We start from the raw sequence: 22,345 nt of genomic DNA on the forward strand, positions 1-22,345 counted from the left end.
GCACAATCCGACAGACCACAAGCAAAATCAAAGGTTTGCGTTATTGCGCCGTATTTCCGAAGGTTTCTTTGGCGGCGCAAGTTACAGCCACGCGAAGGCATGGGGCAGCCCGGTCATGAACCAGGCCACCCCAAGCAGCGCATCGACAGGCGCTAGAGCTCAGGGTCATCGGCGCCGCCGTAGATATCCGAATCCTTGTACAAGTCGTGCACGTGGCGCACCAGCACCATGATCACCGCCGCCACCGGCAGCGCCAGCAGCACACCGGTAAAGCCGAACAACTCGCCGCCGGCCAGGATCGCAAAAATTACCGCCACCGGGTGCAGGCCAATCCGGTCCCCCACCAGCAACGGCGTAAGCACCATGCCCTCCAGCGCCTGCCCCACCATGAATACGGCGACGATGCCGATCATCGGGTACAGATCGCCGCCGAACTGGAACAGGCCGGCAATCAGCGCGGCGCCAATCCCGATGACGAAGCCCATGTACGGCACGATGGCCGCCAACCCGGCAATCAGGCCAATCAACAGGCCCAGCTCCAATCCGACCAGCATCAGGCCCGCGGCGTAGATCACGCCCAACGCCAGCATCACCAGCAATTGCCCGCGCACAAAAGCGCCCAGCACTTCATGGCACTCACCCGCCAGCGCCACGGCTCGCTCTTCGCGATCACGTGGCAGCAGGCTGCGAATCTTGGCCATCATCAAATCCCAGTCACGCAGCAGGTAAAAGCTCACCACCGGGATCAACACCAGATTGGCCAGCCAACCGATCAACGCGAGACTGGAGGCCGTTGCTTGACTCAGCACCACACTGACGATGTCAGTGGTCTGGCCCATGTGCTCACTGATGGCGGCCTTCACCTTGTCGAACTTCCAGAAACCATCCGACAAGCCGAACTTCGATTGCGCCCACGGCAGCGCGGTGTGCTGCAGCCAGTCGAGCATCTGCGGTGCCAGCTCATACAGGCGAACGAGCTGTTTGGCGAGCATCGGCACCAGCACCAGCAGCAAGGCAACCACAATCAAGGTGAACAGGGTAAACACCGCCACCACTCCCCAAGTACGGGATAACCCGGCCCGTTCCAGCCGATCCACCAGCGGGTCGAACAGGTAAGCCAAAAGCAACGCCACCAAAAATGGCGTCAGAATCGGATGCAACAACCAGATAAAAGCACAGAGCAGGACCACTCCACCCAACCAGAACCAACGCCGCGTATCGGCCATGTACCACTCCATCTGCATCTATCCAGAGAAAAAATTACCAACGGAAACGCAATTGCGGCACCAGGGCCGGTGTGGCGGCCACGGCTGGCGCGGCCCCTTCGGCAGCGGGCTGCACAGGCGCCGTGGGCGCTGGCGCATCACTCACCGGAACCTCCTGCAACTTCGCCAGCGACAACTGCGAGCGCAACTGTTCGGCACTGCCATTGACCCGGTACACAATCCGGTCGGCGTCGACAGTCACCAGGCGCGCACCGAAGGGGTCCAACAGGCGTCCCAGCGTTGCATAACGCTCCAGGTTCATGCCCTGTACTTCCAGCAACTGCTCGCCAGATGCGCCTGGCTTGACCACGAATCGGGGTGCCAGCCGCTGATTGACCGCCAGCATCACTGCATCCGCCAGTGCTGCCTGGTCCGCGCCCTGAACGCTGCCCGCCTCCTTCTGGTCACCCAGCCAGAGGTGCCATTTGGCTTGCCATTGGCCGCTCTCCTCACGGGCATGCACCGCCAGCAAGGCATCGGCGTTGTAACGCTCGGAAGCATCACGCAACGGCGTGGCATCGGCTCCTTCGAGCGTCGGCGCCGTGGCAACCAGTTGCTCACTGAGGTCCGCCAAGGGCAGCCGCAGCGGCAACCCTCGGTGTTGAGCCGCACGTCGTAGCGGTTCGGCGCTCGCCTGGCCATCTCCTACCAGGCTCGAACCTTCAGTGGAGTCGTTCAACCACCAGGCCAGGATCGATGGCCGATTCGCCCCCCACAATGACAGCCCGGCGCGACGCAATGCCTGCGCGGTGCTGGCGGGGTCGAAATCGACCTTCAGCACTTCCGGCGGGCCCGCATCGAAACCATACTGGCTGATGATTTGCTGCGGATCCTTGCGAATGTCAGCCAGGCCCGGGTTTTGCGCCGCCTTGGGATCGCCGGTCAGACGCAACACCAATGTGTCGAGTGCACGCTGGGTGGCTTGATCGCGCTCATCGGGGGTCTGGCTGGTGACGGGTTCACGCACCTGATAAAGGCTTTTGACGGTTTCGGCATGGCTCGCCAGGCTCACCACAGACAAGCAACCCACAAACAATGATCTGAAAAAGCGCATGAAGAATTCCTGACGACAAGAGCGGCTGGAACTGACCGCATGAAGACAATCGAGCAAGGCTGTGACCATCGCCCGACGCAAAACATTCACCTGTTCCGCTTATGTTTTTCGTACAACCCTAACGATAGACGGTTCCTGGTCCTACCTTATATAGGCACGGAGCCGAACAACGCGGTTTTTTTGTGTCGATATGCCCCTGCTGTCGGCCTGAGGATGGCCGCTGGTGCTCAAGCCTGATAAAATCGCGCGCCTTCGCAGACCGGCAACAGCCGGGCCCCCCCGAAATCCGCGCATGGCATCTGCCCATCGTTGTTTCGGCGGCCCCACTGGACTCGGTCGTTACCCCTGAATCCCCCCTAAAGGCCTGGATCATGAGCAAGCAACCCTCCCTGAGCTACAAGGACGCCGGTGTAGACATCGACGCCGGTGAAGCATTGGTCGAACGCATCAAGAGCGTCGCCAAGCGCACTGCGCGCCCGGAAGTCATGGGCGGCCTGGGCGGTTTTGGCGCCCTCTGCGAAATCCCGGCCGGCTACAAGCAGCCTGTGCTGGTTTCCGGCACCGATGGCGTGGGCACCAAGCTTCGTCTGGCGCTGAACCTTAACAAGCACGACAGCATCGGCATCGACCTGGTCGCCATGTGCGTGAACGACCTGGTGGTCTGCGGCGCGGAGCCGCTGTTCTTCCTCGACTACTACGCCACCGGCAAACTGAACGTCGACACCGCCGCTCAAGTGGTGACCGGCATCGGCGCTGGCTGCGAACTGTCCGGCTGCTCCCTGGTCGGCGGCGAAACCGCTGAAATGCCTGGCATGTACGAAGGCGAAGACTACGACCTGGCCGGCTTCTGCGTCGGCGTCGTGGAGAAATCCGAAATCATCGACGGTTCGAAAGTCGCTGCTGGCGATGCCCTGCTCGCCCTGCCTTCTTCCGGCCCGCACTCCAACGGCTACTCGCTGATCCGCAAGATCATCGAAGTGTCCGGCGCCGACCTCGAAAACACCCAGCTCGACGGCAAACCGCTGACCGACCTGCTGATGGCCCCGACCCGTATCTACGTGAAGCCGCTGTTGAAGCTGATCAAGGAAACCGGCGCAGTCAAGGCCATGGCTCACATCACCGGCGGCGGCCTGCTGGACAACATCCCCCGCGTACTGCCAAAAGGCGCACAAGCGGTGGTCGACGTCGCGAGCTGGACCCGTCCTGCCGTTTTCGACTGGCTGCAAGAGAAAGGCAACGTCGACGAGAACGAAATGCACCGCGTCCTGAACTGCGGCGTTGGCATGGTGATCTGCGTGGCGCAAGAGCACGTTGAGACCGCGCTGAACGTCCTGCGTGAAGGCGGCGAGCAGCCATGGGTCATCGGCCAGATCTCTACCGCTGCCGAAGGCGCGGCCCAGGTTGAACTGAAGAACCTCAAGGCGCACTGATGCCTGCCACCTGTGATGTCGTGGTGCTGCTGTCCGGCACCGGCAGTAACTTGCAGGCCTTGATCGACAGCACGCGGACCGGCGACAGCCCGGTCCGCATCGCTGCGGTGATTTCCAACCGCGCCGACGCCTACGGCCTGCAACGTGCCAGGGACGCAGGTATTGCCACCCGCTCCCTGGACCACAAGGCTTACGAGGGCCGCGAGGCCTTCGATGCCGCGCTGATGGAACTGATCGACGCTTTCCAACCGAGACTGGTCGTCCTGGCCGGTTTCATGCGCATCCTCAGTGCTGACTTCGTCCGCCATTACGCGGGCCGCCTGCTGAACATCCACCCCTCGTTGCTGCCCAAATACAAAGGGTTACACACTCATCAGCGAGCGTTGGAAGCCGGCGACACAGAACATGGCTGCTCCGTGCACTTCGTCACCGAGGAACTCGATGGCGGACCACTGGTCGTACAGGCAGTATTACCGGTAGAGTTGCACGACACACCGCAGAGTCTGGCGCAGCGAGTTCATACCCAGGAACACCTGATCTACCCGATGGCGGTACGCTGGTTTGCCGAAGGTCGTTTATCACTCGGCGAACAAGGTGCTTTACTCGATGGCCAGTTACTCGCGGCCAGCGGCCACTTGATTCGAACCTAGGAGATTTTATGCGTCGCGCCCTGCTCTTCGCTTGCGCTCTGTTCGCCCTGCCTTTCGTGCAGGCTGCAGACCTTCAACCCTTCTCCGCCAGCTACACCGCCGACTGGAAGCAGCTCCCCATGAGCGGCACAGCCGAGCGCAGCCTGACCAAGGAAGCCAACGGCGTCTGGAAACTCAGCTTCAAGGCGTCGATGATGATCGCCAGCCTGTCCGAAGAAAGCACCCTCACGCTGGACAAGGACACCCTGCTGCCACAGTCCTATCACTTTGAACGTGGCGGCCTGGGCAAAGCCAAGAAAGCCGACCTGGACTTTGACTGGACCGCGAAAAAGGTGACCGGTACTGATCGCGGCGATGCGGTCAACATTCCGCTCAACCGTGGCATGGTCGACAAGTCCACTTACCAGTTGGCCCTGCAACACGACGTGGCCGCCGGCAAGAAAAGCATGAGCTATCAGGTTGTGGATGATGGCGAAGTCGACACCTATGATTTCCGCGTGCTGGGATCGGAAAAGGTCGATACCAAGGCCGGCCAGATCGATGCAATCAAGGTCGAACGCGTACGCGACCCGACACAAAGCAAGCGCATCACCGTACTGTGGTTTGCCAAGGACTGGGATTACCTGCTGGTTCGCCTGCAACAGGTCGAAACCGACGGCAAGGAGTACAACATCATGCTCCAGGACGGCAAGGTCAACGGCAAGACGGTCAAAGGCAACTGAGACCGCTGCCCCCCCGATCCGAAATAGCCCCGCCAATGCGGGGCTTTTTTTGTTCAGTGCTGAACCGTTCGCGGCAGGATCGACAGGAAGTTGTCCCGGGCGACCTTTCTCGCCACCTCCTCCGGCAGCGCGTCCAGAAACGGATCGAAGCTGCGCATTTCCTTTCCAAGCTTGTTGAAACGCCCAACGACATCCGAGCCGATCATGAAGCGGTCTGGGAAGCGCTCCACCAACTGCACCCACTCCCGACGCGGGGTGCCTTGTTCGTCCAGCAGATAAGGCGTCAGCAGGCTCCAGGACAGATCGATATACAGATTGGGGTACGCCTCCAGCATCCGCGTCAGGGTTGGCAGCAGAAAATCCAGGCGAGTCTGATGCCGGTGGATTTCGGCACTGGTTCCGGCGTGAGCCCAGATGAAACGGGTATGCGGGTGGTTACGCAGCGGCTCCTCAACTTCGGCTAGATACAGCGGGTTGCGCTCGCGCTTGGAAGTAATGTTCGAATGCAGCATCACCGGCAGGTCGTTCTCGGCGGCCAGGTGGTAGATGCGTGTCATCGCCTCGTTATTCGCCCGAGGCGTGTCGCCGGACGTCAGCGCGGTCAGGTCATCATGGCGGGTAAAGACTTCGCCGATGCCCTGCCACAGGCCTGGATTGAGATCGAGCATGCGCTGGATATGCGTGGCGGAGTTCTTGTCGTTGGGATTGAAGCCGGACAGGAATGGGTGAAAGTGCTGGCGCTGCTCGACCGTCAGCCCGTTTACCGCCGCAGCGACGATGGTGTCGGTTGCGCTGTACCAGTAGGCATCGGCGTCGTCGCCGGCGTAGTAACGCGGGCGCTTGGGTTCGTCTTCGTGCCATTTCTTGGCCACCGGAATGCCCGAAATCATCACATGTTCGATGCGATTGTCCGCCATGGCCTTGAGCAGTTTCGGCATGCCCGCCGTTTCCTGGAAAAAATCCACGTAATGCAGGTGCGCATCGCTATAGGAATATTCGCGGGCTTCAACGCACAGGCTGCACAACGCCCCCAACCAGGCGAGACTCAAGCGATTCAAGGGCACGGGCAATCTCCAGGGTCATGAACAGCGTAGACCCCAGCGTATGGACCTGGGTTCACCAACAAGAAAGTGCAACGTAAAAGGGTCGTAATGCTCTATAACAGCAGGGTCTGCGACCCAATGACTTTTCCGACTACTGAGGTATCTCATGACCGTCACCGTCAATACCGTTTCCGCCGAGGGTTTTCGCCATAGCGTGCAAATAGATGAGCACGAGCTGTTTGCCGATGTACCGCCCTCCGCCGGTGGTGAAGGCTCGGCACCCGAGCCACACGACTATTTCGACGCGGCCCTCGGCGCTTGCAAGGCCCTGACCCTGAAACTGTATGCGAAGAAAAAGAACATCCCGCTGACCGGCGTTAGCGTTGAAGTCAAACGCGACAACAGCGAGGAACTCAAGGGCAAGTATGCGCTGCACGTCAAATTGACCCTCAAGGGTGTGCTCACCGACGCCCAGCGCGATGAGTTACACCGTGTGGCCGATCGCTGCCCGATCCACAAACTGATGACCACCACTGATGTCAGCATCGAGACTCATCTGTCCGAAGGCGCTTTCAGCCAATAGCAGCAACGCACGGGCAAGCGGGTTATGCTCCACGCGTCACCCGCTCAGCCTGGAATGCACCATGAACTCTCCGCTTGTGATCCGTCCCCGCACCGAAGATGTCGAAGGCCAACCGATACTTCGCCCTCTGCCATCCGCCAAATGCCGCAACGTGGGGCCTTTCGTGTTTTTCGACCACATGCTCGAAACCCGCTATCCGGCAGGTAAAGGCATGAACATCCGTCAGCACCCGCACATTGGCCTGTCGACCCTGACCTACTTGTTCGAAGGTTCGGTACAGCACAAGGACAGCCTCGGCTCCGATCAGGTGGTGAATGCCGGCGATGTCAGTTGGATGACGGCGGGCAGCGCCATTGCCCACGTCGAGCGCACGCCCGAAGCCTTGAAAGCCAGCGGGTTTACCCTGCACGGCTTGCAGATCTGGCTGGCTTCGCCCAAGGACCATGAGCAGGGTCCTGGGCATTACAGCCATCACCCGGCGGCGACGTTGCCGTTTAGCGACAACCTGGGGGTAAAAATCCGCATGATCGCCGGATCAGGCTTTTGCCTGGAATCCCCGGTACCGGTGCTTTCTCCTACGTTGTATGCCGAATTGCACCTGCAAACTGCGACGACATTGCTGATCCCGACCGAGCACGAAGAGCGTGCGCTGTATGTGCTCGAAGGCGCCGTACAGCTCGATGGCGAGCTGATCGAGCCCCACGCGCTGGTGGTATTGCCGCCAAGGCAGGAGATGACTTTGTTCGCCGAAAGCGACGCGCATGCGGTGGTGTTCGGTGGCGCGCCCCTGGATGGACCGCGACGCATCAACTGGAACTTCGTCGCGAGCGACCCGGCAGCCATCGACGAAGCCCGCCGCCGATGGGCCGCCGGAGACTGGCCAACCGTACCAGGAGAAGTGGAGCGCATCGAACTGCCCTGAGAGCGAGCCTCTGTAGGAGCGAGCCTGCTCGCGATAACGGTGTGTCAGCCAGCGAAGATGGTGGATGTGCTGACCGCATCGCGAGCAAGCTCGCTCCTACAGTGAATCTCAGCGGCCAAAAAATGTGTGGTCGACACTGTTCCCCCTGTAGGAGCGAGCATGCTCGCGATAGCGGAGTATCAGGCGCCAATGATGGTGGATGTGCCGGCCGCATCGCGAGCAAGCTCGCTCCTACAGGGGAACTCGATGTCACCGTTGAGCCCTTGTAGGAGCGAGCTTGCTCGCGATGGCAGTATGTCAGCAGCGAAGATGTTGGATGTGTCGGCCCTTTCGCGGGCAAGCCCGCTCCCACAAAAAAACCCGCCGAAGCGGGTTTTTTGTTGCAGCTCGGTTAAGCCGAGAGCTCAACCAACAGCTTGTTGAGACGGCGCACGTACGCGGCCGGGTCTTTCAAGCTGTCGCCCGCCGCCAGGGCGGCCTGGTCGAAGAGGATGTGCGACAGATCGCCAAAACGTTCGTCGCTCTGCTCGTTGTCGAGCTTCTCGATCAGCGGGTGAGCCGGGTTGAATTCGAAGATCGGCTTCGAGTCCGGCACCTTCTGTCCACTGGCTTCGAGGATCTGGCGCATTTGCAGCCCCAGGTCTTGTTCACCGATGGCCAGAATCGCCGGCGAGTCGGTCAGGCGATGGGAAACCCGTACCTCGGCAACAGCGTCACCCAGAGCGGTTTTCAGGCGCTCGACCAGGCCCTCTTTGGACTTGGCGACTTCTTCTGCGGCTTTCTTGTCCTCTTCCGAGTCCAGGTTGCCCAGGTCCAGGTCACCGCGTGCCACGTCGACAAAGCTCTTGCCGTCGAACTCGCTGAGGTAGCTCATCAGCCACTCGTCGATACGGTCGGTCAGCAACAGCACTTCGATGCCTTTCTTGCGGAAGACTTCCAGGTGCGGGCTGTTCTTGACGGCGGCGTAGGATTCACCGGTGAGGAAGTAGATCTTGTCCTGACCTTCCTTGGCACGCGCCAGGTACTCGGCCAAGCCAACGTTCTGCTCTTCATCGGTGCCGTGGGTCGAGGCGAAACGCAGCAGGCCGGCGATTTTTTCCTTGTTGGCGAAATCTTCTGCCGGGCCTTCCTTCATGACCTGGCCAAAGTTCTTCCAGAAGCCCTTGTATTGCTCAGGCTCGTTCTTCGCCAGCTTTTCCAGCATGTCCAGCACACGCTTGGTCAGCGCCGACTTCATCGAATCGATGATCGGGTCTTTCTGCAGGATTTCCCGCGACACGTTCAGCGACAGGTCGTTGGAGTCGACCACACCCTTGATGAAACGCAGGTACAGCGGCAGGAACGACTCGGCCTGATCCATGACGAACACGCGCTGCACGTAAAGCTTGAGGCCTTTTGGCGCTTCACGCTGGTACAGGTCGAACGGAGCACGGGCCGGCACGTAGAGCAGCGAGCTGTACTCAAGCTTGCCTTCGACCTTGTTGTGGCTCCAGCTCAGCGGGTTCTCGAAATCGTGAGCGATGTGCTTGTAGAACTCCTGGTATTCCTCGTCCTTGATCTCGGTGCGAGGACGGGTCCATAGGGCACTGGCGCGGTTGACGGTTTCCCATTCGGCGGCCGGTTGCTCTTCACCTTCGGCAGCCGTGACTTCCTTGGGCAATTCGATCGGCAGAGCGATGTGGTCGGAGTACTTCTTGATGATGTTGCGCAGGCGCCAGCCGTCGGCGAACTCGTCTTCACCGGACTTGAGGTGCAATACGATGCGAGTGCCGCGCTCGGCTTTCTCGACGGTCGCCACTTCGAAGTCGCCTTCGCCCTTGGACGACCAGTGCACGCCTTCACTGGCGGCAGCGCCGGCGCGACGGCTGAAGACGTCGACCTTGTCGGCAACGATGAACGCCGAGTAGAAGCCGACACCGAACTGACCGATCAGGTGCGAATCCTTCTTCTGGTCGCCCGACAGGTTCTTCATGAAGTCGGCGGTACCGGACTTGGCGATCGTCCCCAGGTGGGTGATCACATCTTCACGGCTCATGCCGATGCCGTTGTCTTCGAGGGTGACGGTCTTGGCGTCCTTGTCGAAGCTCACGCGGATTTTCAGTTCGCCGCCACCTTCCAGCAACTCAGGCTTGGACAGGGCTTCGAAGCGCAATTTGTCGACAGCGTCAGAGGCGTTCGAGATCAATTCGCGAAGGAAGATTTCCTTGTTGGAATACAGCGAATGGATCATGAGGTGCAGCAGTTGCTTCACCTCGGTCTGGAAGCCCAGGGTTTCCTTTTGAGTTTCCACACTCATGGTCATCAAACTCCAATCAGATGGCAGTGGCCGCGTCCTAGAGGGTCGGCGGCGGGTTGTCATCAAAGTTGGGGGCAGCGATCAGGATTTCAAGGGCTCATTGACTTTGAAATGCGCGCGGGCCGTGGCGATGGGCTCGCCTTCGGTGCTCTGCCAGGCTGTCACGGCCACATTCGCGACACGACGCCCCTGGCGACACACCTGGCAACGGGCCCAGGTATCGCGAAACTGCCCGGCACGCAGATAATCCAGGGAGAAGTCGATGATTTTCGGTACGTCCGCAGACCCAGTGAATATCAATAAGTGCAGCGCTGCTGACAGCTCCATGAACCCGGCAATCACGCCACCATGGATCGCCGGCAGTAAAGGGTTACCAATGTTGTCCTTGTTGGCTGGCAGACGAAACAACAGGTCATCTCCCACCCGCGAACATTCGACACCGATCAGTTGGGCGTAGGGGATCCGTCGCAGCAGTTCGGTGTAGTCGCCTTTCTCGTGAGCTTGTTGCAGTTGCTCCGTGAGGTTCTCGATCATTGCGCAGCCCCCGTGATAACACCGCCAAAGCCCTTGGTGCCTTTCGCGCCCTTGCCCATGCGCATGAACGTACCCACCACGTGAGCAATGGGTTGCTCGGGATCGTCTTGATACGCGAACCCTCGGGCAAAGATCACGTCCGTGGTGACCCGATAGCATTGGGCGAAACCATAGACATCCTTATGTGGTTCAGCGGCATGCATGTAGTCGATGCGCAAGTCGAGGGTCGGACAGACCTCGAACTCCGGCAACACGCAAAGCGTGGACATGCCACAAGCGGTGTCCATCAACGACGTCAAAGCACCACCATGAATGACCCCGGTCTCGGGATTTCCGACGATTTGCGGGCTGTACGGCAATATCACGGTAAGGCCGTCGTTGCTCGCGCTGTGTACGCGCAAGCCAAGCACGTGACAGTGGCGAAGGGCCGACAGAAATCGCGTCGCGCGCTCAAAAACGGGGTTTGCGGCCATTTGAAAAGTACTCTTGTTAATAGTCAGACATCGCACTTGGCACGTTCGGTAAAAGTTCCGCGCAGCTTCAAACTTATATATCTGAACGATTCAAGGAACTTAACCATGAGGGTCGCGCTCGAAAGGGCAAGTAGATGATTTCCATAAGGAGAAACACCCCATGCGTAAGACTTTAGCTATTGCCTTGATGTTGACCGCTTCCCTCGGTCTCGCTGCCTGCGATAAAAAATCCGAGGACAAAGCTCAAGATGCCAACCAACACGCCGAGCAAGCTCAGGAAAAAATGAACGAAGCTCAGGATAAAGTGAACGACGCCGCGAAGGAAAACGCCGAAGCCGCCAAAGATCAGGCTGAATCGAACGAAGCCGCTGCTGAAGAAGCCAAAAAGAACTAACCGTTCTTTCAGTGCGATAAGAAAACCCGCCAATCGCGGGTTTTCTTTTGTCCGTTTGTTTTACATGCTTAGATCAAGATAGTTCTAAAAGTCGGACTAATCATCAGCAGTAACGAACATACCAGCCCGATCAACCACATCAGACTTCTTAACGAAGCCAGATCCCGCCAGTAGCAGAACAAGTACAGAATGCGGGTGATGACAAAGATGATTGCCAGCGAATCGATCAGCCACCCCGCCGTCTGCGTGGTATGCGCCATCAATACCCCCACCGCAAACAAAATGAACGCCTCGATACTGTTCTGGTGCGCGGCGAGCGCTCTGGCACCGAACCCGGTGAGTTGAGCCTGCTGCTGACGCGGCAGATGGTTGTTGTAACCACCCTGCTCCTTCATGGCCTTGGTGACCGGCATGCGGGCCACGTAAATCAATAGAGCACTGATCAACACACACCAGAATGGGATACTCATCAAACGACCTCTTTAGGTGTGTCAGGCAATGGCGCCTCTGTAGGGGTATAGACCATCACATCGAGTACGTCGGAATGAAATTCCCGGCGATAGAGCACCAGCACCACCCCGGCACTCAACAACATGAACAGCCACGGACTGACAAACCAGGCCAGCATCGTCATGCCGAAATAGTAGGAACGCAGGCCAAAGTTGAACTGGTTGGCGGCCATGGAAATAACCCTCGCCGCCCGGGCCGCAAAGGCCTTGCGCTCCTGTTCGGAGACGTGACGCTCGCCGATCATCGGTGCCGAGCCCACCAGGATCGCGGCAAAGTTGTATTGGCGCATGCACCAACTGAACGTGAAAAACGCATAGACAAACACCAGCGCCAGGCACAGCAGCTTGATCTCCGACATGCCCTGGGAAGCCTGTTGCACCATGGGGATATCGGCCAGCAACGACACGGCCCTCTCCGAAGCCCCCAACACGGTCAGAATGCCCGCCAGGATAATCAGCGTACTGGACGCGAAGAACGACGCGTTGCGTTCCAGGTTGCCGATCACGCTCGCATCGGCGATGCGGTTGTCGCGCAGCAGCATCCGACGCATCCAGTCTTCGCGATACAAGTGCAACACACTGGCCAGGCACGCGGTGTCGCGGCCCTTCCACGTCGCGTAGCGGGTGTAGCCGCCCCAGCAAATGACAAACCAGGCAGCGGCGATGATGTGGATCAGGTTGGCTTGGATGAACGACATGCAGGTCCTTGTGATGAAATGGCAAAACACCGAGTCCTGTGAGCGAGCCTGCTCGCGATCGCGGTGTATCAGTCGATGCAACTATTGAATGATAAGCCCCCTTCGCGAGCAAGCCCGCTCCCACAATGATTTGCGTGAAGCGAAAAAAATGCCCCGTATCGTTTGATACGGGGCATTTCCAGGATTGCCGGCCCGCGCATGGCGGGCTCTCGCGCTTACGCCAGTGCTTCGGCTCGCTTGCCCAGCATACGGTCGCACACCACCGCGACGACCAGGGTCATCACCGACGGTACCAGCCAGGCCAGGCCTTGCTCGCTCAGTGGCAGATGAGCCAGTTGGGCCGGCATCCAGTCCGCCAGGCCGGCTCCCTTGAGGGCATCAATCACACCGAAGAGGAACGACACCAGCATGACCGGGCCGACAATACGACCCTGCTCATGCCAGAAGTCCTTGCAGAAGCTCAGGGCGACCAGGGCGATGCACGGCGGATAGATCGCGGTCAGCACCGGGATCGAGAACGCAATCAGCTTGGTGAGTCCTAGGTTGGATACCAGCAATGAGAATGCGGCCAGGATCACCACCAGCGTCTTGTAGGAGAGCGGCAGTACACGGCTGAAGTATTCGGCGCAGGCGCAGGTCAGGCCAACCGCCGTCACCAGGCACGCCAGCGAGATCAGCACCGCGAGGAACCCGCTGCCCAGCGAGCCGAAAGTGTGCTGGACGTAAGCATGCAGCACGGCCGCACCGTTGGTCGCACCGGCCGCCACTTCATGGCTGCCCGAACCGAGACGGAACAGGCTGACATACACAAGGGCCAGGCCAACGCCAGCGATCAGGCCTGCAATGATCGCGTAACGGGTGATCAGCGCTGGCGATTCAACGCCACGGGAACGGATGGCATTGACGATCACAATGCCGAACACCAGTGCGCCGAGCGTATCCATGGTCAGGTAACCATTGATGAAACCCTGGGAAAATGGTGCCGCGACATATTCGGGCGTGGCCACGCCAATGTCACCGGCCGGCAACGCGAAAGCCGCAATGCCCAGCACAGCCAGGGCGATGATCTTCAGCGGCGCGAGGAAGCGCCCTACGGTATCCAGCAGGCGGCCCGGGTAGAGCGAAATGAAGAACACCAGCAGGAAATACACGGCGCTATACAGGAACAGCGCCAGCGGGCTCTCGCCGGTCAGCGGGGCCAGGCCGACTTCGAACGACACGGTCGCGGTGCGCGGCGTCGCGAACAACGGGCCCACGGCAAGGTAGCAGGCGGCCGCCAGTAAGCCACCGGCGATTTTGCCGATGGGACTGCTCAGGGCGTCCATGGCACCCCCGACCTTGGCCAGGGCGACGACAGTGATGACCGGCAGGCCGACTGCCGTGATCAGAAAGCCTAGCGCCGCCATCCAGACATGAGGCCCGGACTGCAAGCCGACGATAGGCGGGAAGATGATGTTACCGGCCCCGACAAACAGGGCAAACGTCATAAAACCAAGCGCCAGGATGTCCTGACCTTTCAACACTTTCATTAAGGAAATACCACACTACTGAATCGGAATTTAGAGGGGGATTTCCCTATGGGTGAGGGAAATGCTGTCAATCCGTATAGGACCGACCCGGTTGGCGTGAGACTGCCTTTTGGGCTTCACGCGAAAAAATCGCGGCTAGACTAACGAATCTGGCGGGAAAACGCACTGATTGAGGGCAAACATTCCGATCTACGACATCTTTGTGTCGCAAAAAGGCAGCTTCAAGCAGCGAGCTGCAAGCTACAAGCTCGTTCGCGCTGGGACTGCTTGCAGCTTGGAGCTTACCGCTCGCAACTGCTTCAAAACGACAAAAGCCACCCGAAGGTGGCCTTTGTTTGGTAAAGCGTCAGCCAAGCGCGAGGCTTACTTGACAGCCCAACCAGTCAGCTCGGCCAGGGCCTTGCCGATGTCTGCCAGCGAACGCACGGTTTTCACGCCTGCGTCTTGCAGAGCAGCGAATTTCTCGTCTGCAGTGCCTTTGCCGCCGGAGATGATTGCGCCAGCATGGCCCATGCGCTTGCCCGGAGGAGCAGTCACACCAGCGATGTAGGAAACAACAGGCTTGGTCACGTGTGCCTTGATGTAGGCAGCCGCTTCTTCTTCAGCCGAACCGCCGATCTCACCGATCATGACGATCGCTTCGGTCTTCGGGTCTTCCTGGAACAGCTTCAGGATGTCGATGAAGTTCGAGCCTGGGATCGGGTCACCGCCGATGCCGACGCAAGTCGACTGACCGAAACCGGCGTCAGTGGTCTGCTTCACAGCTTCGTAGGTCAGGGTGCCGGAACGGGAAACGATACCGACCTTGCCTGGCAAGTGAATGTGACCTGGCATGATGCCGATCTTGCATTCGCCTGGAGTGATCACGCCTGGGCAGTTAGGGCCGATCAGGGTAACACCCAGCTCGTCGCACTTAACTTTAGCGTCCAGCATGTCCAGGGTAGGAATGCCTTCGGTGATGCAGACGATCAGCTTGATGCCGCCGAAAGCTGCTTCCAGGATCGAGTCCTTGCAGAAAGGAGCCGGAACGTAGATCACGCTGGCGGTAGCGCCAGTGGCAGCTACAGCGTCTTTCACGGTGTTGAACACTGGCAGGCCCAGGTGTTCGGTGCCGCCTTTGCCCGGAGTTACACCACCCACCATCTGGGTGCCGTACTCGATGGCTTGCTGGGTGTGGAAGCTACCTTGCGAACCGGTAATACCCTGGCAGATAACTTTGGTGTCTTTATTGATCAGGACGCTCATTACTTGCCCTCCGCAGCTTTAACGACTTGTTGAGCAGCGTCGGTCAGGCTGGTAGCAGCGATGATGTTCAAACCGCTTTCTGCCAGTACTTTAGCGCCCAGTTCAGCGTTGTTGCCTTCAAGACGAACAACAACCGGGATTTTCACGCCGACTTCTTTCACTGCACCGATGATGCCTTCGGCAATCATGTCGCAACGAACGATGCCGCCGAAGATGTTAACCAGTACTGCAGCGACGTTGGTGTCGGACAGAATGATCTTGAATGCTTCGGTAACGCGTTCTTTGGTAGCACCGCCGCCCACGTCGAGGAAGTTGGCTGGCTTGCCGCCGTGCAGGTTGACGATGTCCATGGTACCCATGGCCAGGCCAGCACCGTTGACCATGCAACCGATGTTGCCTTCCAGCGCTACGTAGTTCAGTTCGAACTTGGCAGCGTGCGCTTCGCGCGGATCGTCCTGGGACGGATCGTGGAAAGTCTTCAGCTTAGGCTGACGGTACATGGCGTTGGCGTCGATGTTGATCTTGGCGTCCAGGCAGTGCAGATCGCCATCAGCCTTGATCACCAGCGGGTTCACTTCCAGCAGGGCCAGATCGTGATCCTGGAACAGTTTGGCCAGACCAACGAAGATCTTGGCGAACTGGGCAACTTGCTTGCCTTCCAGACCCAGTTGGAACGCCAGCTCGCGACCCTGGAATGGCTGAGCACCAACCAGTGGATCGATAGTGGCCTTCAGAATTTTTTCTGGAGTGTCGTGAGCGATTTTCTCGATGTCCACGCCACCTTCGGTGGAAGCCATGAACACGATGCGACGGCTCGAACGGTCAACGACAGCGCCCAGGTACAGCTCTTTAGCGATATCAGTGCACGATTCAACCAGGATCTTGGTGACAGGCTGACCATTGGCGTCAGTCTGGTAAGTCACCAGACGCTTGCCCAGCCACTGCTGTGCGAAGGCTTTGGCGTCTTCTTTGTTGCGAACCAGCTTGACGCCGCCCGCTTTACCGCGACCACCGGCGTGGACCTGGGCTTTGACAACCCACTCGCTGCCGCCGATTTTGTCGCAAGCTTCTGCTGCTGCTTCCGGGGTGTCTACCGCGTAACCGGTGGATACTGGCAGGCCGTACTCAGCGAACAGCTGCTTACCCTGATACTCGTGAAGATTCATGCTTATTACCGTCTTCGTTAGGTACTGCGCATTCGGTGCTGCACTCAGAGTGCCGCACCACCTGTGACTGCTGCTTGCGTAGCCTGGGCTACGCAAGACTGCGTCCAGCGGATATTCCGCGGTGAGTCTTGCACGCAAGGCTCACGACGGGCCATACCGCCGTGGTTTCTTATTGTCTTAACGCTTCTTGCGGTTGGCGATGTGGATGGCGCCGCCATTCACAGCCAAAGCTGCTTCGTGCAAGGCTTCGGACAGGGTCGGATGGGAGAAAACCATCATGCCCAGGTCTTCAGCGCTGGTGCCGAATTCCATCGCGATCGCGCCTTGCTGAACCAGTTCTGCAGCGCTCGGGCCAATCACGTGGACGCCCAATACACGGTCAGTCTTGGCATCGGCGATGACCTTGACGAAACCGCCGGTATCGTTGGCGGCCATGGCACGGCCGGATGCTGCGAACGGGAAGCTGCCGACGTTAACTTCTACGCCTTCAGCTTTCAAGGCCTGTTCGGTTTTACCGACCCATGCGATTTCCGGGTGAGTATAAATAACCGAAGGGATCAGGTCATAGTTCATCTGGGCTTTGTGGCCCTTGATGCGCTCGACGACCATGATGCCCTCTTCCGAGGCCTTGTGTGCCAGCATCATGCCGCGAACCACGTCACCGATGGCGTAGACGCCCGGTACGCTGGTGGCGCAATGGTCGTCGACGAATACGAAACCACGCTCGTCGATGGTCACGCCGCTGTCGGCAGCCAGCAGATCAGTGGTCACTGGACGGCGACCAACGGCAACGATCAGCTTGTCGAAAGTGATGGTCTGTTCGCCGTTGGAGTCGGTGTAGTTAACCACGACTTCGTCGCCGTTGACTTTCGAACCGGTCACGCGAGCGCCCAGCTTGATGTCCAGGCCCTGTTTGGTCAGGGTTTTCAGCGCTTCCTTGGAAACGGCGGTGTCAGCAGCCATCAGGAAGGTGTCCAGGGCTTCCAGGACAGTCACTTCTGCACCCAGACGCGACCATACCGAACCCAGTTCCAGGCCGATGACGCCGGCGCCGATCACACCCAGGCGCTTAGGCACGGTCTGGAATTCCAGGGCGCCAGTGGAGTCGACGATGACTTTCTGGTCGACTGGAGCAGGCGGAATGTCGATCGGACGTGAGCCGGAGGCCAGAATCACGTTCTCGGCATCAATGACTTCAACCGAACCGTCAGGCTTGGTGACTTCGACTTTCTTGCCGGCCAGCAGCTTGCCGTGGCCCTGGATCGAAGTAACACCGTTGGCCTTGAACAGGGTGGCAACACCGCCGGTCAGGTTCTTGACGATGCCAGCCTTGCGGCCAACCATCGCAGCGACGTCCATTTTGACTTCGCCAGTGGAGATACCGTGGACGTTGAAGCTTTCTTTGGCTTCCTTGTACTTCCAGGAGCTGTCCAGCAACGCCTTGGATGGAATGCAGCCGACGTTCAGGCAGGTGCCGCCCAGGGCCAGTTTGCCCTCGCCATCGGTATATTTCTCGATGCAAGCAACGGAAAAGCCCAATTGTGCGGCCTTGATGGCGGCCACATAGCCGCCAGGGCCCGCGCCGATCACTACTACGTCAAATTTCTGCGACATGTAAAAGAATCCTCTTTTAGCAACAAGCTACAAGCCGCAAGCCGCAAGTTCAAAGCCCGCTCGGCTTGAGCTTGGGGCTTGTCGCTTGCGGCTTGCCGCTGCTTTTTAAATATCCAGCAACAGACGAGCCGGATCTTCCAGCAGGTTCTTGATGGTCACCAGGAAGGTTACAGCTTCTTTGCCATCGATCAGACGGTGATCGTAGGACAGCGCCAGGTACATCATCGGACGGATAACGACCTGGCCGTTGATTGCCATAGGACGCTGGATGATGTTGTGCATGCCCAGAATCGCGGCCTGCGGCGGGTTGACGATCGGAGTCGACATCATCGAACCGAAGGTACCACCGTTGGTGATGGTGAACGTGCCACCGGTCATTTCGTCCATCGACAGTTTGCCGTCACGGGCTTTTTTGCCGAAAGTGGCGATGCCGCCTTCGATTTCGGCCAGGCTCATCAGTTCGGCGTTACGCAGGACCGGCACAACCAGGCCACGGTCGCTGGACACGGCAACACCGATGTCGGCGTAGCCGTGGTAAACGATGTCGCCACCGTCGATCGACGCGTTGACAGCCGGGAAGCGTTTCAGCGCCTCGGTGGCCGCTTTCACGAAGAACGACATGAAGCCCAGGCGCACGCCGTTGTGAGACTTCTCGAACAGGTCCTTGTACTTCGAACGCAGGGCCATGACTTCGGTCATGTCGACTTCGTTGAAAGTGGTCAGCATGGCCATGTTCGATTGGGCTTCTACCAGGCGCTTGGCCACGGTTGCACGAACGCGGGTCATCGGCACGCGCTTCTCGATGCGGTCGCCAGCAGCGAACACAGGAGCAGCAGCGGCCGGTGCGGCAGCCTTGGCAGGTGCAGCGGCCGGAGCGGCTTTCTTGGCGGCTACGGCTGCAACCACGTCTTCCTTGGTCACACGACCGCCTTTGCCGGTGCCGGCAACGGAAGCGATGTTGATGCCGTTTTCTTCAGCCAGCTTGCGAGCAGCCGGGGCAGCTACTGGATCGTCTTCGCCTTCGGCAGCTGGAGCAGCAGCCTGGGCAGCGGCCGGAGCAGCAGCGGCAGCCGGAGCGGCGGCAGCAGCGCCACCTTCAACGATCGAGCCCAGCACTTCGTCGGACAGAACGGTGTCGCCTTCGTTCTTGACGATTGCGCCCAGCACGCCGTCAGCGGTGGCCAACACTTCCAGTACGACTTTGTCGGTTTCGATGTCGACGATCAGCTCGTCGCGCTTGACCGCGTCGCCCGGTTGTTTGTGCCAGGTGGCAACGGTGCCATCGGCAACCGATTCCGGGAAAGTGGGGGCTTTGATCTCGATAGCCATTGTCTGTGGTTCCTTAAATTCGGTTTCAGGTGCGCGAAGGCGTTAAACAGTAAAGGCGTCTTGCAGCAGTTTTTCCTGCTGCTCGGCGTGCATCGATGCGTAACCACATGCTGGTGCAGCAGAAGCCTCACGGCCCGCGTACTCGAGTACGAGAGACTTGTTGAGGTTTGCGATGCTACGACGCAGGTGATGTTGGCTGCAGTACCAGGCACCCTGGTTCATCGGCTCTTCCTGGCACCAGACGGCATGCTTGACGTTGGTGTAAGGAGCCAGGACTTCTTTCAAGTCGTCCTCAGGGAATGGGTACAACTGTTCGATACGCACGATGGCAATATCGTCACGGCCTTCGGCACGGCGTTTTTCCAGCAGGTCGTAGTAGACCTTGCCGCTACACAGAACAACGCGCTCGACCTTTGTCGGGTCCAGGGCATCGATTTCCGGGATAACGGTCTGGAACGAACCTTCGGCCAGGTCTTCCAGGGTCGAGATGGCCAACTTGTGACGCAGCAGCGACTTCGGAGTCAACACGATCAGCGGCTTGCGCAGCGGACGGATCACCTGACGACGCAGCAAGTGGTAGATCTGAGCTGGCGTAGTCGGTACCGCCACCTGAATGTTGTGCTCGGCACACAATTGCAGGTAACGCTCCAGACGCGCCGACGAGTGCTCTGGACCCTGACCTTCATAACCGTGCGGCAGCAGCATGGTCAGACCGCACAGACGGCCCCACTTGTGCTCGCCACTGGTGATGAACTGGTCGATAACCACCTGGGCACCGTTGGCGAAGTCACCGAACTGGGCTTCCCAGATCACCAGCGCATCCGGCGTGGTGGTCGAGTAGCCGTATTCGAATGCCAGTACGGCTTCTTCGGACAGGTACGAGTCGTACATTTCGAAACGCGGCTGACCGTCGTACAGGTTCTTCAGCGGTACGTAGGTGCTGGCGTCTTTTTGGTTGTGCAGGACAGCGTGACGGTGCGAGAACGTACCGCGGCCTATGTCCTGGCCGGTCATGCGAATCGGGTGACCTTCGAACAACAGGGTCGCGTACGCCATGGTTTCGGCGAAGCCCCAGTTGATCGGCAGGCCACCGGCTTGCATCTTCTGGCGGTCTTCGTAGATCTTGGCGACCTGACGCTGAACGACCAGGCCTTCCGGAACTTCCAGCAACTTGGCGGACAGTTCCTGCAAGGTTTTCAGATCAAAGCGGGTGTCATGACGCGCGGTCCAGGCGTGGCCCAGGTACGGACGCCAGTCCACGAACAGCTCTTTGTTCGGTTCCTTGACCAGGCTTTTTACAACGTGCAGGCCGTTGTCCAGTGCATTGCGGTATTCGTCGACTTTCGCCTGAACACGCTCTACATCCAGCACTCCGCTCTGAGTCAGGCTGTCGGCATACAACTCACGGGTGGTGCGCTGTTTGGTGATCTGCTGATACATCAGAGGCTGGGTGCCGCTTGGCTCGTCAGCTTCGTTGTGGCCGCGACGACGGTAGCAGACCAGGTCAATCACCACGTCACGCTTGAACTGCATGCGGTAATCGATGGCCAACTGAGTCACGAACAGGACGGCTTCCGGATCATCACCATTTACATGGAGGATCGGCGCCTGGATCATTTTCGCAACGTCGGTCGCGTACTCGGTGGAGCGCGAGTCCAGCGGGTTGCTGATGGTGAAACCAACCTGGTTGTTGATCACGATGTGCACGGTACCGCCGGTCTTGAAACCGCGGGTTTGCGACATCTGGAAGGTTTCCATCACCACGCCCTGACCGGCGAATGCCGCGTCACCGTGGATGGAGATCGGCAGGACCTTCTCACCGGTGGAATCGTTACGACGATCCTGACGGGCACGCACCGAACCCTCGACCACTGGGGAAACGATTTCCAGGTGGGATGGGTTGAACGCCATCGCCAGGTGAACTTCACCGCCGGTGGTCATGACGTTGGACGAGAAGCCCTGGTGATATTTAACGTCACCGGAGCCCAGCTCGACCTTCTTCTTGCCTTCGAACTCGTCGAACAGCTCGCGCGGGTTCTTGCCGAAGGTGTTGACCAGTACGTTCAGACGACCACGATGGGCCATGCCGATGACGATTTCCTTGGTGCCGTAGGAGCCGGAACGCTGGATCAGTTCGTCGAGCATTGGAATGAGGCTTTCGCCGCCTTCCAGACCGAAACGCTTGGTGCCCGGGTATTTGGTGCCCAGGTATTTTTCCAGGCCTTCACCGGCGGTCACGCGCTCGAGCAAGTGGCTCTTGATGTCCGCGGAATACGCTGGACGGCCACGCACGCTTTCCAGACGCTGCTGGAACCACTGGCGCTGCTCGGAATCGGTGATGTGCGTAAATTCAGCGCCGATGGTGCGGCAATATGTCTGCTGCAACGCTTCGTGAATTTCGCGTAGGCTCGCTTCCTCTTTGCCGATGAACAGGTCGCCGGCACGGAAGGTCGTATCAAGATCGGCATTGGTCAAGCCGTAATGATTGATCGACAGGTCTGCTGGTGCAGGACGCTGCCACAGCCCCAGCGGGTCAAGCTGGGCTGCCTGGTGGCCACGCATACGGTAGGCCTGGATCAATCGCAGCACTTCAACTTGCTTCTTCTCGTGCTCACTGCTCACGCTGCCGGCGGAAACCGGTTGGGCGCGGCGCTGGTTCTTTGCCAGCAAGACGAAATGATCGCGAATTGTCGAGTGCGAAACATCGGTGGCAGAGTTGCCTTCGGTCGGCAACTTCTGAAAGTAGGTGCGCCACTCTTCTGGCACAGCGTTAGGGTCGTGCAGGTAGAGCTCGTAAAGCTCTTCCACATAGGCAGCGTTACCTCCGGAAAGGTACGCGCTGTTCCACATGCGCTGCATCACGCTTTCTTGCATGCTTGGTCACCCTCG

General features: G+C 59.1%; 20 protein-coding genes. 6 read left to right on the plus strand and 14 right to left on the minus strand.

Translation table 11 applies throughout. The annotated features are described in order from the left end of the window. Nucleotides 1-152: 152 nt before the first annotated feature. Nucleotides 153-1,226: an AI-2E family transporter gene (locus AB4N64_RS17135; protein ID WP_460117085.1), complete on the minus strand. Its 1,074-nt coding sequence runs from the start codon at nt 1,224-1,226 to the stop codon at nt 153-155. Between the two features lie 34 nt (nt 1,227-1,260). Then, a complete protein-coding gene (locus AB4N64_RS17140) occupies nt 1,261-2,319 on the minus strand; it encodes a DUF2066 domain-containing protein (RefSeq protein ID WP_460117086.1) in 1,059 nt (352 codons plus the stop codon). 371 nt (nt 2,320-2,690) lie between these two features. Between AB4N64_RS17140 and purM the strand changes: the two genes are divergently transcribed. The 3 genes from purM to AB4N64_RS17155 are packed head-to-tail and all read left to right on the plus strand — an operon-like array spanning nt 2,691 to nt 5,121. After that, entirely contained in the window at nt 2,691-3,749 is a 1,059-nt protein-coding gene (gene purM, locus AB4N64_RS17145) for a phosphoribosylformylglycinamidine cyclo-ligase (RefSeq protein WP_460117087.1), read from the plus strand. Beyond that, nucleotides 3,749-4,399, plus strand: a complete 651-nt coding sequence (gene purN, locus AB4N64_RS17150) for a phosphoribosylglycinamide formyltransferase (RefSeq protein WP_460117088.1) — start codon at nt 3,749-3,751, stop codon at nt 4,397-4,399. Before purM ends, purN begins: the two co-directional genes overlap by 1 nt. Before the next feature lie 8 nt (nt 4,400-4,407). After that, on the plus strand, nt 4,408-5,121 hold the full coding sequence (locus AB4N64_RS17155) for a DUF3108 domain-containing protein (protein WP_460117089.1): 714 nt from the start codon (nt 4,408-4,410) through the stop codon (nt 5,119-5,121). A gap of 53 nt (nt 5,122-5,174) precedes the next feature. Here AB4N64_RS17155 and AB4N64_RS17160 read toward each other — a convergent pair whose 3' ends face one another. Then, complete coding sequence (locus AB4N64_RS17160; RefSeq protein WP_460117090.1) at nt 5,175-6,185, minus strand: amidohydrolase family protein; 1,011 nt, start codon at nt 6,183-6,185, stop codon at nt 5,175-5,177. Between the two features lie 145 nt (nt 6,186-6,330). Here AB4N64_RS17160 and AB4N64_RS17165 point away from each other — a divergent pair, with 145 nt between their 5' ends. Both AB4N64_RS17165 and AB4N64_RS17170 read left to right on the plus strand, forming a co-directional pair. After that, nucleotides 6,331-6,747 carry an OsmC family protein gene (locus tag AB4N64_RS17165; RefSeq protein ID WP_460117091.1) on the plus strand — a complete coding sequence of 139 codons (417 nt, stop codon included), beginning with the start codon at nt 6,331-6,333 and terminating at the stop codon, nt 6,745-6,747. A 61-nt stretch (nt 6,748-6,808) separates the two neighbouring features. After that, nucleotides 6,809-7,669, plus strand: coding sequence for a pirin family protein (locus tag AB4N64_RS17170; protein WP_460117092.1), 861 nt, complete (start codon nt 6,809-6,811; stop codon nt 7,667-7,669). 391 nt (nt 7,670-8,060) lie between these two features. Here the strand turns inward: AB4N64_RS17170 and htpG are convergent, their stop codons facing one another. The 3 genes from htpG to AB4N64_RS17185 form a co-directional block, all read right to left on the minus strand. Then, entirely contained in the window at nt 8,061-9,965 is a 1,905-nt protein-coding gene (htpG, locus tag AB4N64_RS17175) for a molecular chaperone HtpG (RefSeq protein ID WP_460117093.1), read from the minus strand. A gap of 81 nt (nt 9,966-10,046) precedes the next feature. Further along, nucleotides 10,047-10,499 (minus strand): PaaI family thioesterase, encoded by a 453-nt coding sequence (locus AB4N64_RS17180; RefSeq protein ID WP_460117094.1) that lies wholly within the window; start codon nt 10,497-10,499, stop codon nt 10,047-10,049. Beyond that, nucleotides 10,496-10,972: a PaaI family thioesterase gene (locus AB4N64_RS17185; protein ID WP_460117095.1), complete on the minus strand. Its 477-nt coding sequence runs from the start codon at nt 10,970-10,972 to the stop codon at nt 10,496-10,498. The genes AB4N64_RS17180 and AB4N64_RS17185 overlap by 4 nt, the downstream gene beginning before the upstream one ends. Nucleotides 10,973-11,132: 160 nt before the next feature. Here AB4N64_RS17185 and AB4N64_RS17190 point away from each other — a divergent pair, with 160 nt between their 5' ends. Then, nucleotides 11,133-11,366 (plus strand): hypothetical protein, encoded by a 234-nt coding sequence (locus AB4N64_RS17190; protein WP_460117096.1) that lies wholly within the window; start codon nt 11,133-11,135, stop codon nt 11,364-11,366. 68 nt (nt 11,367-11,434) lie between these two features. Here the strand turns inward: AB4N64_RS17190 and AB4N64_RS17195 are convergent, their stop codons facing one another. The 8 genes from AB4N64_RS17195 to AB4N64_RS17230 form a co-directional block, all read right to left on the minus strand. Next, on the minus strand, nt 11,435-11,836 hold the full coding sequence (locus AB4N64_RS17195; protein ID WP_460117098.1) for an MAPEG family protein: 402 nt from the start codon (nt 11,834-11,836) through the stop codon (nt 11,435-11,437). Next, on the minus strand, nt 11,836-12,573 hold the full coding sequence (locus AB4N64_RS17200; protein ID WP_460117099.1) for a DUF599 domain-containing protein: 738 nt from the start codon (nt 12,571-12,573) through the stop codon (nt 11,836-11,838). Before AB4N64_RS17200 ends, AB4N64_RS17195 begins: the two co-directional genes overlap by 1 nt. Nucleotides 12,574-12,788: 215 nt before the next feature. Beyond that, nucleotides 12,789-14,102 (minus strand): branched-chain amino acid transport system II carrier protein, encoded by a 1,314-nt coding sequence (brnQ, locus tag AB4N64_RS17205; RefSeq protein ID WP_460117100.1) that lies wholly within the window; start codon nt 14,100-14,102, stop codon nt 12,789-12,791. Nucleotides 14,103-14,465: 363 nt separating this feature from the next. Continuing rightward, on the minus strand, nt 14,466-15,347 hold the full coding sequence (sucD, locus tag AB4N64_RS17210) for a succinate--CoA ligase subunit alpha (protein ID WP_068587916.1): 882 nt from the start codon (nt 15,345-15,347) through the stop codon (nt 14,466-14,468). Beyond that, nucleotides 15,347-16,513, minus strand: coding sequence for an ADP-forming succinate--CoA ligase subunit beta (sucC, locus tag AB4N64_RS17215; RefSeq protein ID WP_003223015.1), 1,167 nt, complete (start codon nt 16,511-16,513; stop codon nt 15,347-15,349). The genes sucD and sucC overlap by 1 nt, the downstream gene beginning before the upstream one ends. Nucleotides 16,514-16,690: 177 nt before the next feature. Continuing rightward, entirely contained in the window at nt 16,691-18,127 is a 1,437-nt protein-coding gene (gene lpdA / locus AB4N64_RS17220) for a dihydrolipoyl dehydrogenase (RefSeq protein WP_460117101.1), read from the minus strand. 105 nt (nt 18,128-18,232) lie between these two features. Then, nucleotides 18,233-19,456, minus strand: coding sequence for a 2-oxoglutarate dehydrogenase complex dihydrolipoyllysine-residue succinyltransferase (gene odhB, locus AB4N64_RS17225; protein ID WP_368553157.1), 1,224 nt, complete (start codon nt 19,454-19,456; stop codon nt 18,233-18,235). A 42-nt stretch (nt 19,457-19,498) separates the two neighbouring features. After that, nucleotides 19,499-22,330, minus strand: a complete 2,832-nt coding sequence (locus tag AB4N64_RS17230) for a 2-oxoglutarate dehydrogenase E1 component (RefSeq protein ID WP_460117102.1) — start codon at nt 22,328-22,330, stop codon at nt 19,499-19,501. Between the last annotated feature and the right edge of the window lie 15 nt (nt 22,331-22,345).

This window comes from Pseudomonas sp. S2_C03 (genome assembly GCF_054668405.1).

Excerpts from the sequence above, each read along its gene's own strand:
- AB4N64_RS17135 (WP_460117085.1), bottom strand. The coding sequence starts at position 1,226 with ATGGCCGATACGCGGCGTTGGTTCTGGTTGGGTGGAGTGGTCCTGCTC.
- AB4N64_RS17140 (WP_460117086.1), bottom strand. The coding sequence starts at position 2,319 with ATGCGCTTTTTCAGATCATTGTTTGTGGGTTGCTTGTCTGTGGTGAGC.
- purM (WP_460117087.1), top strand. The coding sequence starts at position 2,691 with ATGAGCAAGCAACCCTCCCTGAGCTACAAGGACGCCGGTGTAGACATC.
- purN (WP_460117088.1), top strand. The coding sequence starts at position 3,749 with ATGCCTGCCACCTGTGATGTCGTGGTGCTGCTGTCCGGCACCGGCAGT.
- AB4N64_RS17155 (WP_460117089.1), top strand. The coding sequence starts at position 4,408 with ATGCGTCGCGCCCTGCTCTTCGCTTGCGCTCTGTTCGCCCTGCCTTTC.
- AB4N64_RS17165 (WP_460117091.1), top strand. The coding sequence starts at position 6,331 with ATGACCGTCACCGTCAATACCGTTTCCGCCGAGGGTTTTCGCCATAGC.
- AB4N64_RS17170 (WP_460117092.1), top strand. The coding sequence starts at position 6,809 with ATGAACTCTCCGCTTGTGATCCGTCCCCGCACCGAAGATGTCGAAGGC.
- htpG (WP_460117093.1), bottom strand. The coding sequence starts at position 9,965 with ATGAGTGTGGAAACTCAAAAGGAAACCCTGGGCTTCCAGACCGAGGTG.
- AB4N64_RS17180 (WP_460117094.1), bottom strand. The coding sequence starts at position 10,499 with ATGATCGAGAACCTCACGGAGCAACTGCAACAAGCTCACGAGAAAGGC.
- AB4N64_RS17185 (WP_460117095.1), bottom strand. The coding sequence starts at position 10,972 with ATGGCCGCAAACCCCGTTTTTGAGCGCGCGACGCGATTTCTGTCGGCC.
- AB4N64_RS17190 (WP_460117096.1), top strand. The coding sequence starts at position 11,133 with ATGCGTAAGACTTTAGCTATTGCCTTGATGTTGACCGCTTCCCTCGGT.
- AB4N64_RS17195 (WP_460117098.1), bottom strand. The coding sequence starts at position 11,836 with ATGAGTATCCCATTCTGGTGTGTGTTGATCAGTGCTCTATTGATTTAC.
- AB4N64_RS17200 (WP_460117099.1), bottom strand. The coding sequence starts at position 12,573 with ATGTCGTTCATCCAAGCCAACCTGATCCACATCATCGCCGCTGCCTGG.
- brnQ (WP_460117100.1), bottom strand. The coding sequence starts at position 14,102 with ATGAAAGTGTTGAAAGGTCAGGACATCCTGGCGCTTGGTTTTATGACG.
- sucD (WP_068587916.1), bottom strand. The coding sequence starts at position 15,347 with ATGAGCGTCCTGATCAATAAAGACACCAAAGTTATCTGCCAGGGTATT.
- sucC (WP_003223015.1), bottom strand. The coding sequence starts at position 16,513 with ATGAATCTTCACGAGTATCAGGGTAAGCAGCTGTTCGCTGAGTACGGC.
- lpdA (WP_460117101.1), bottom strand. The coding sequence starts at position 18,127 with ATGTCGCAGAAATTTGACGTAGTAGTGATCGGCGCGGGCCCTGGCGGC.
- odhB (WP_368553157.1), bottom strand. The coding sequence starts at position 19,456 with ATGGCTATCGAGATCAAAGCCCCCACTTTCCCGGAATCGGTTGCCGAT.
- AB4N64_RS17230 (WP_460117102.1), bottom strand. The coding sequence starts at position 22,330 with ATGCAAGAAAGCGTGATGCAGCGCATGTGGAACAGCGCGTACCTTTCC.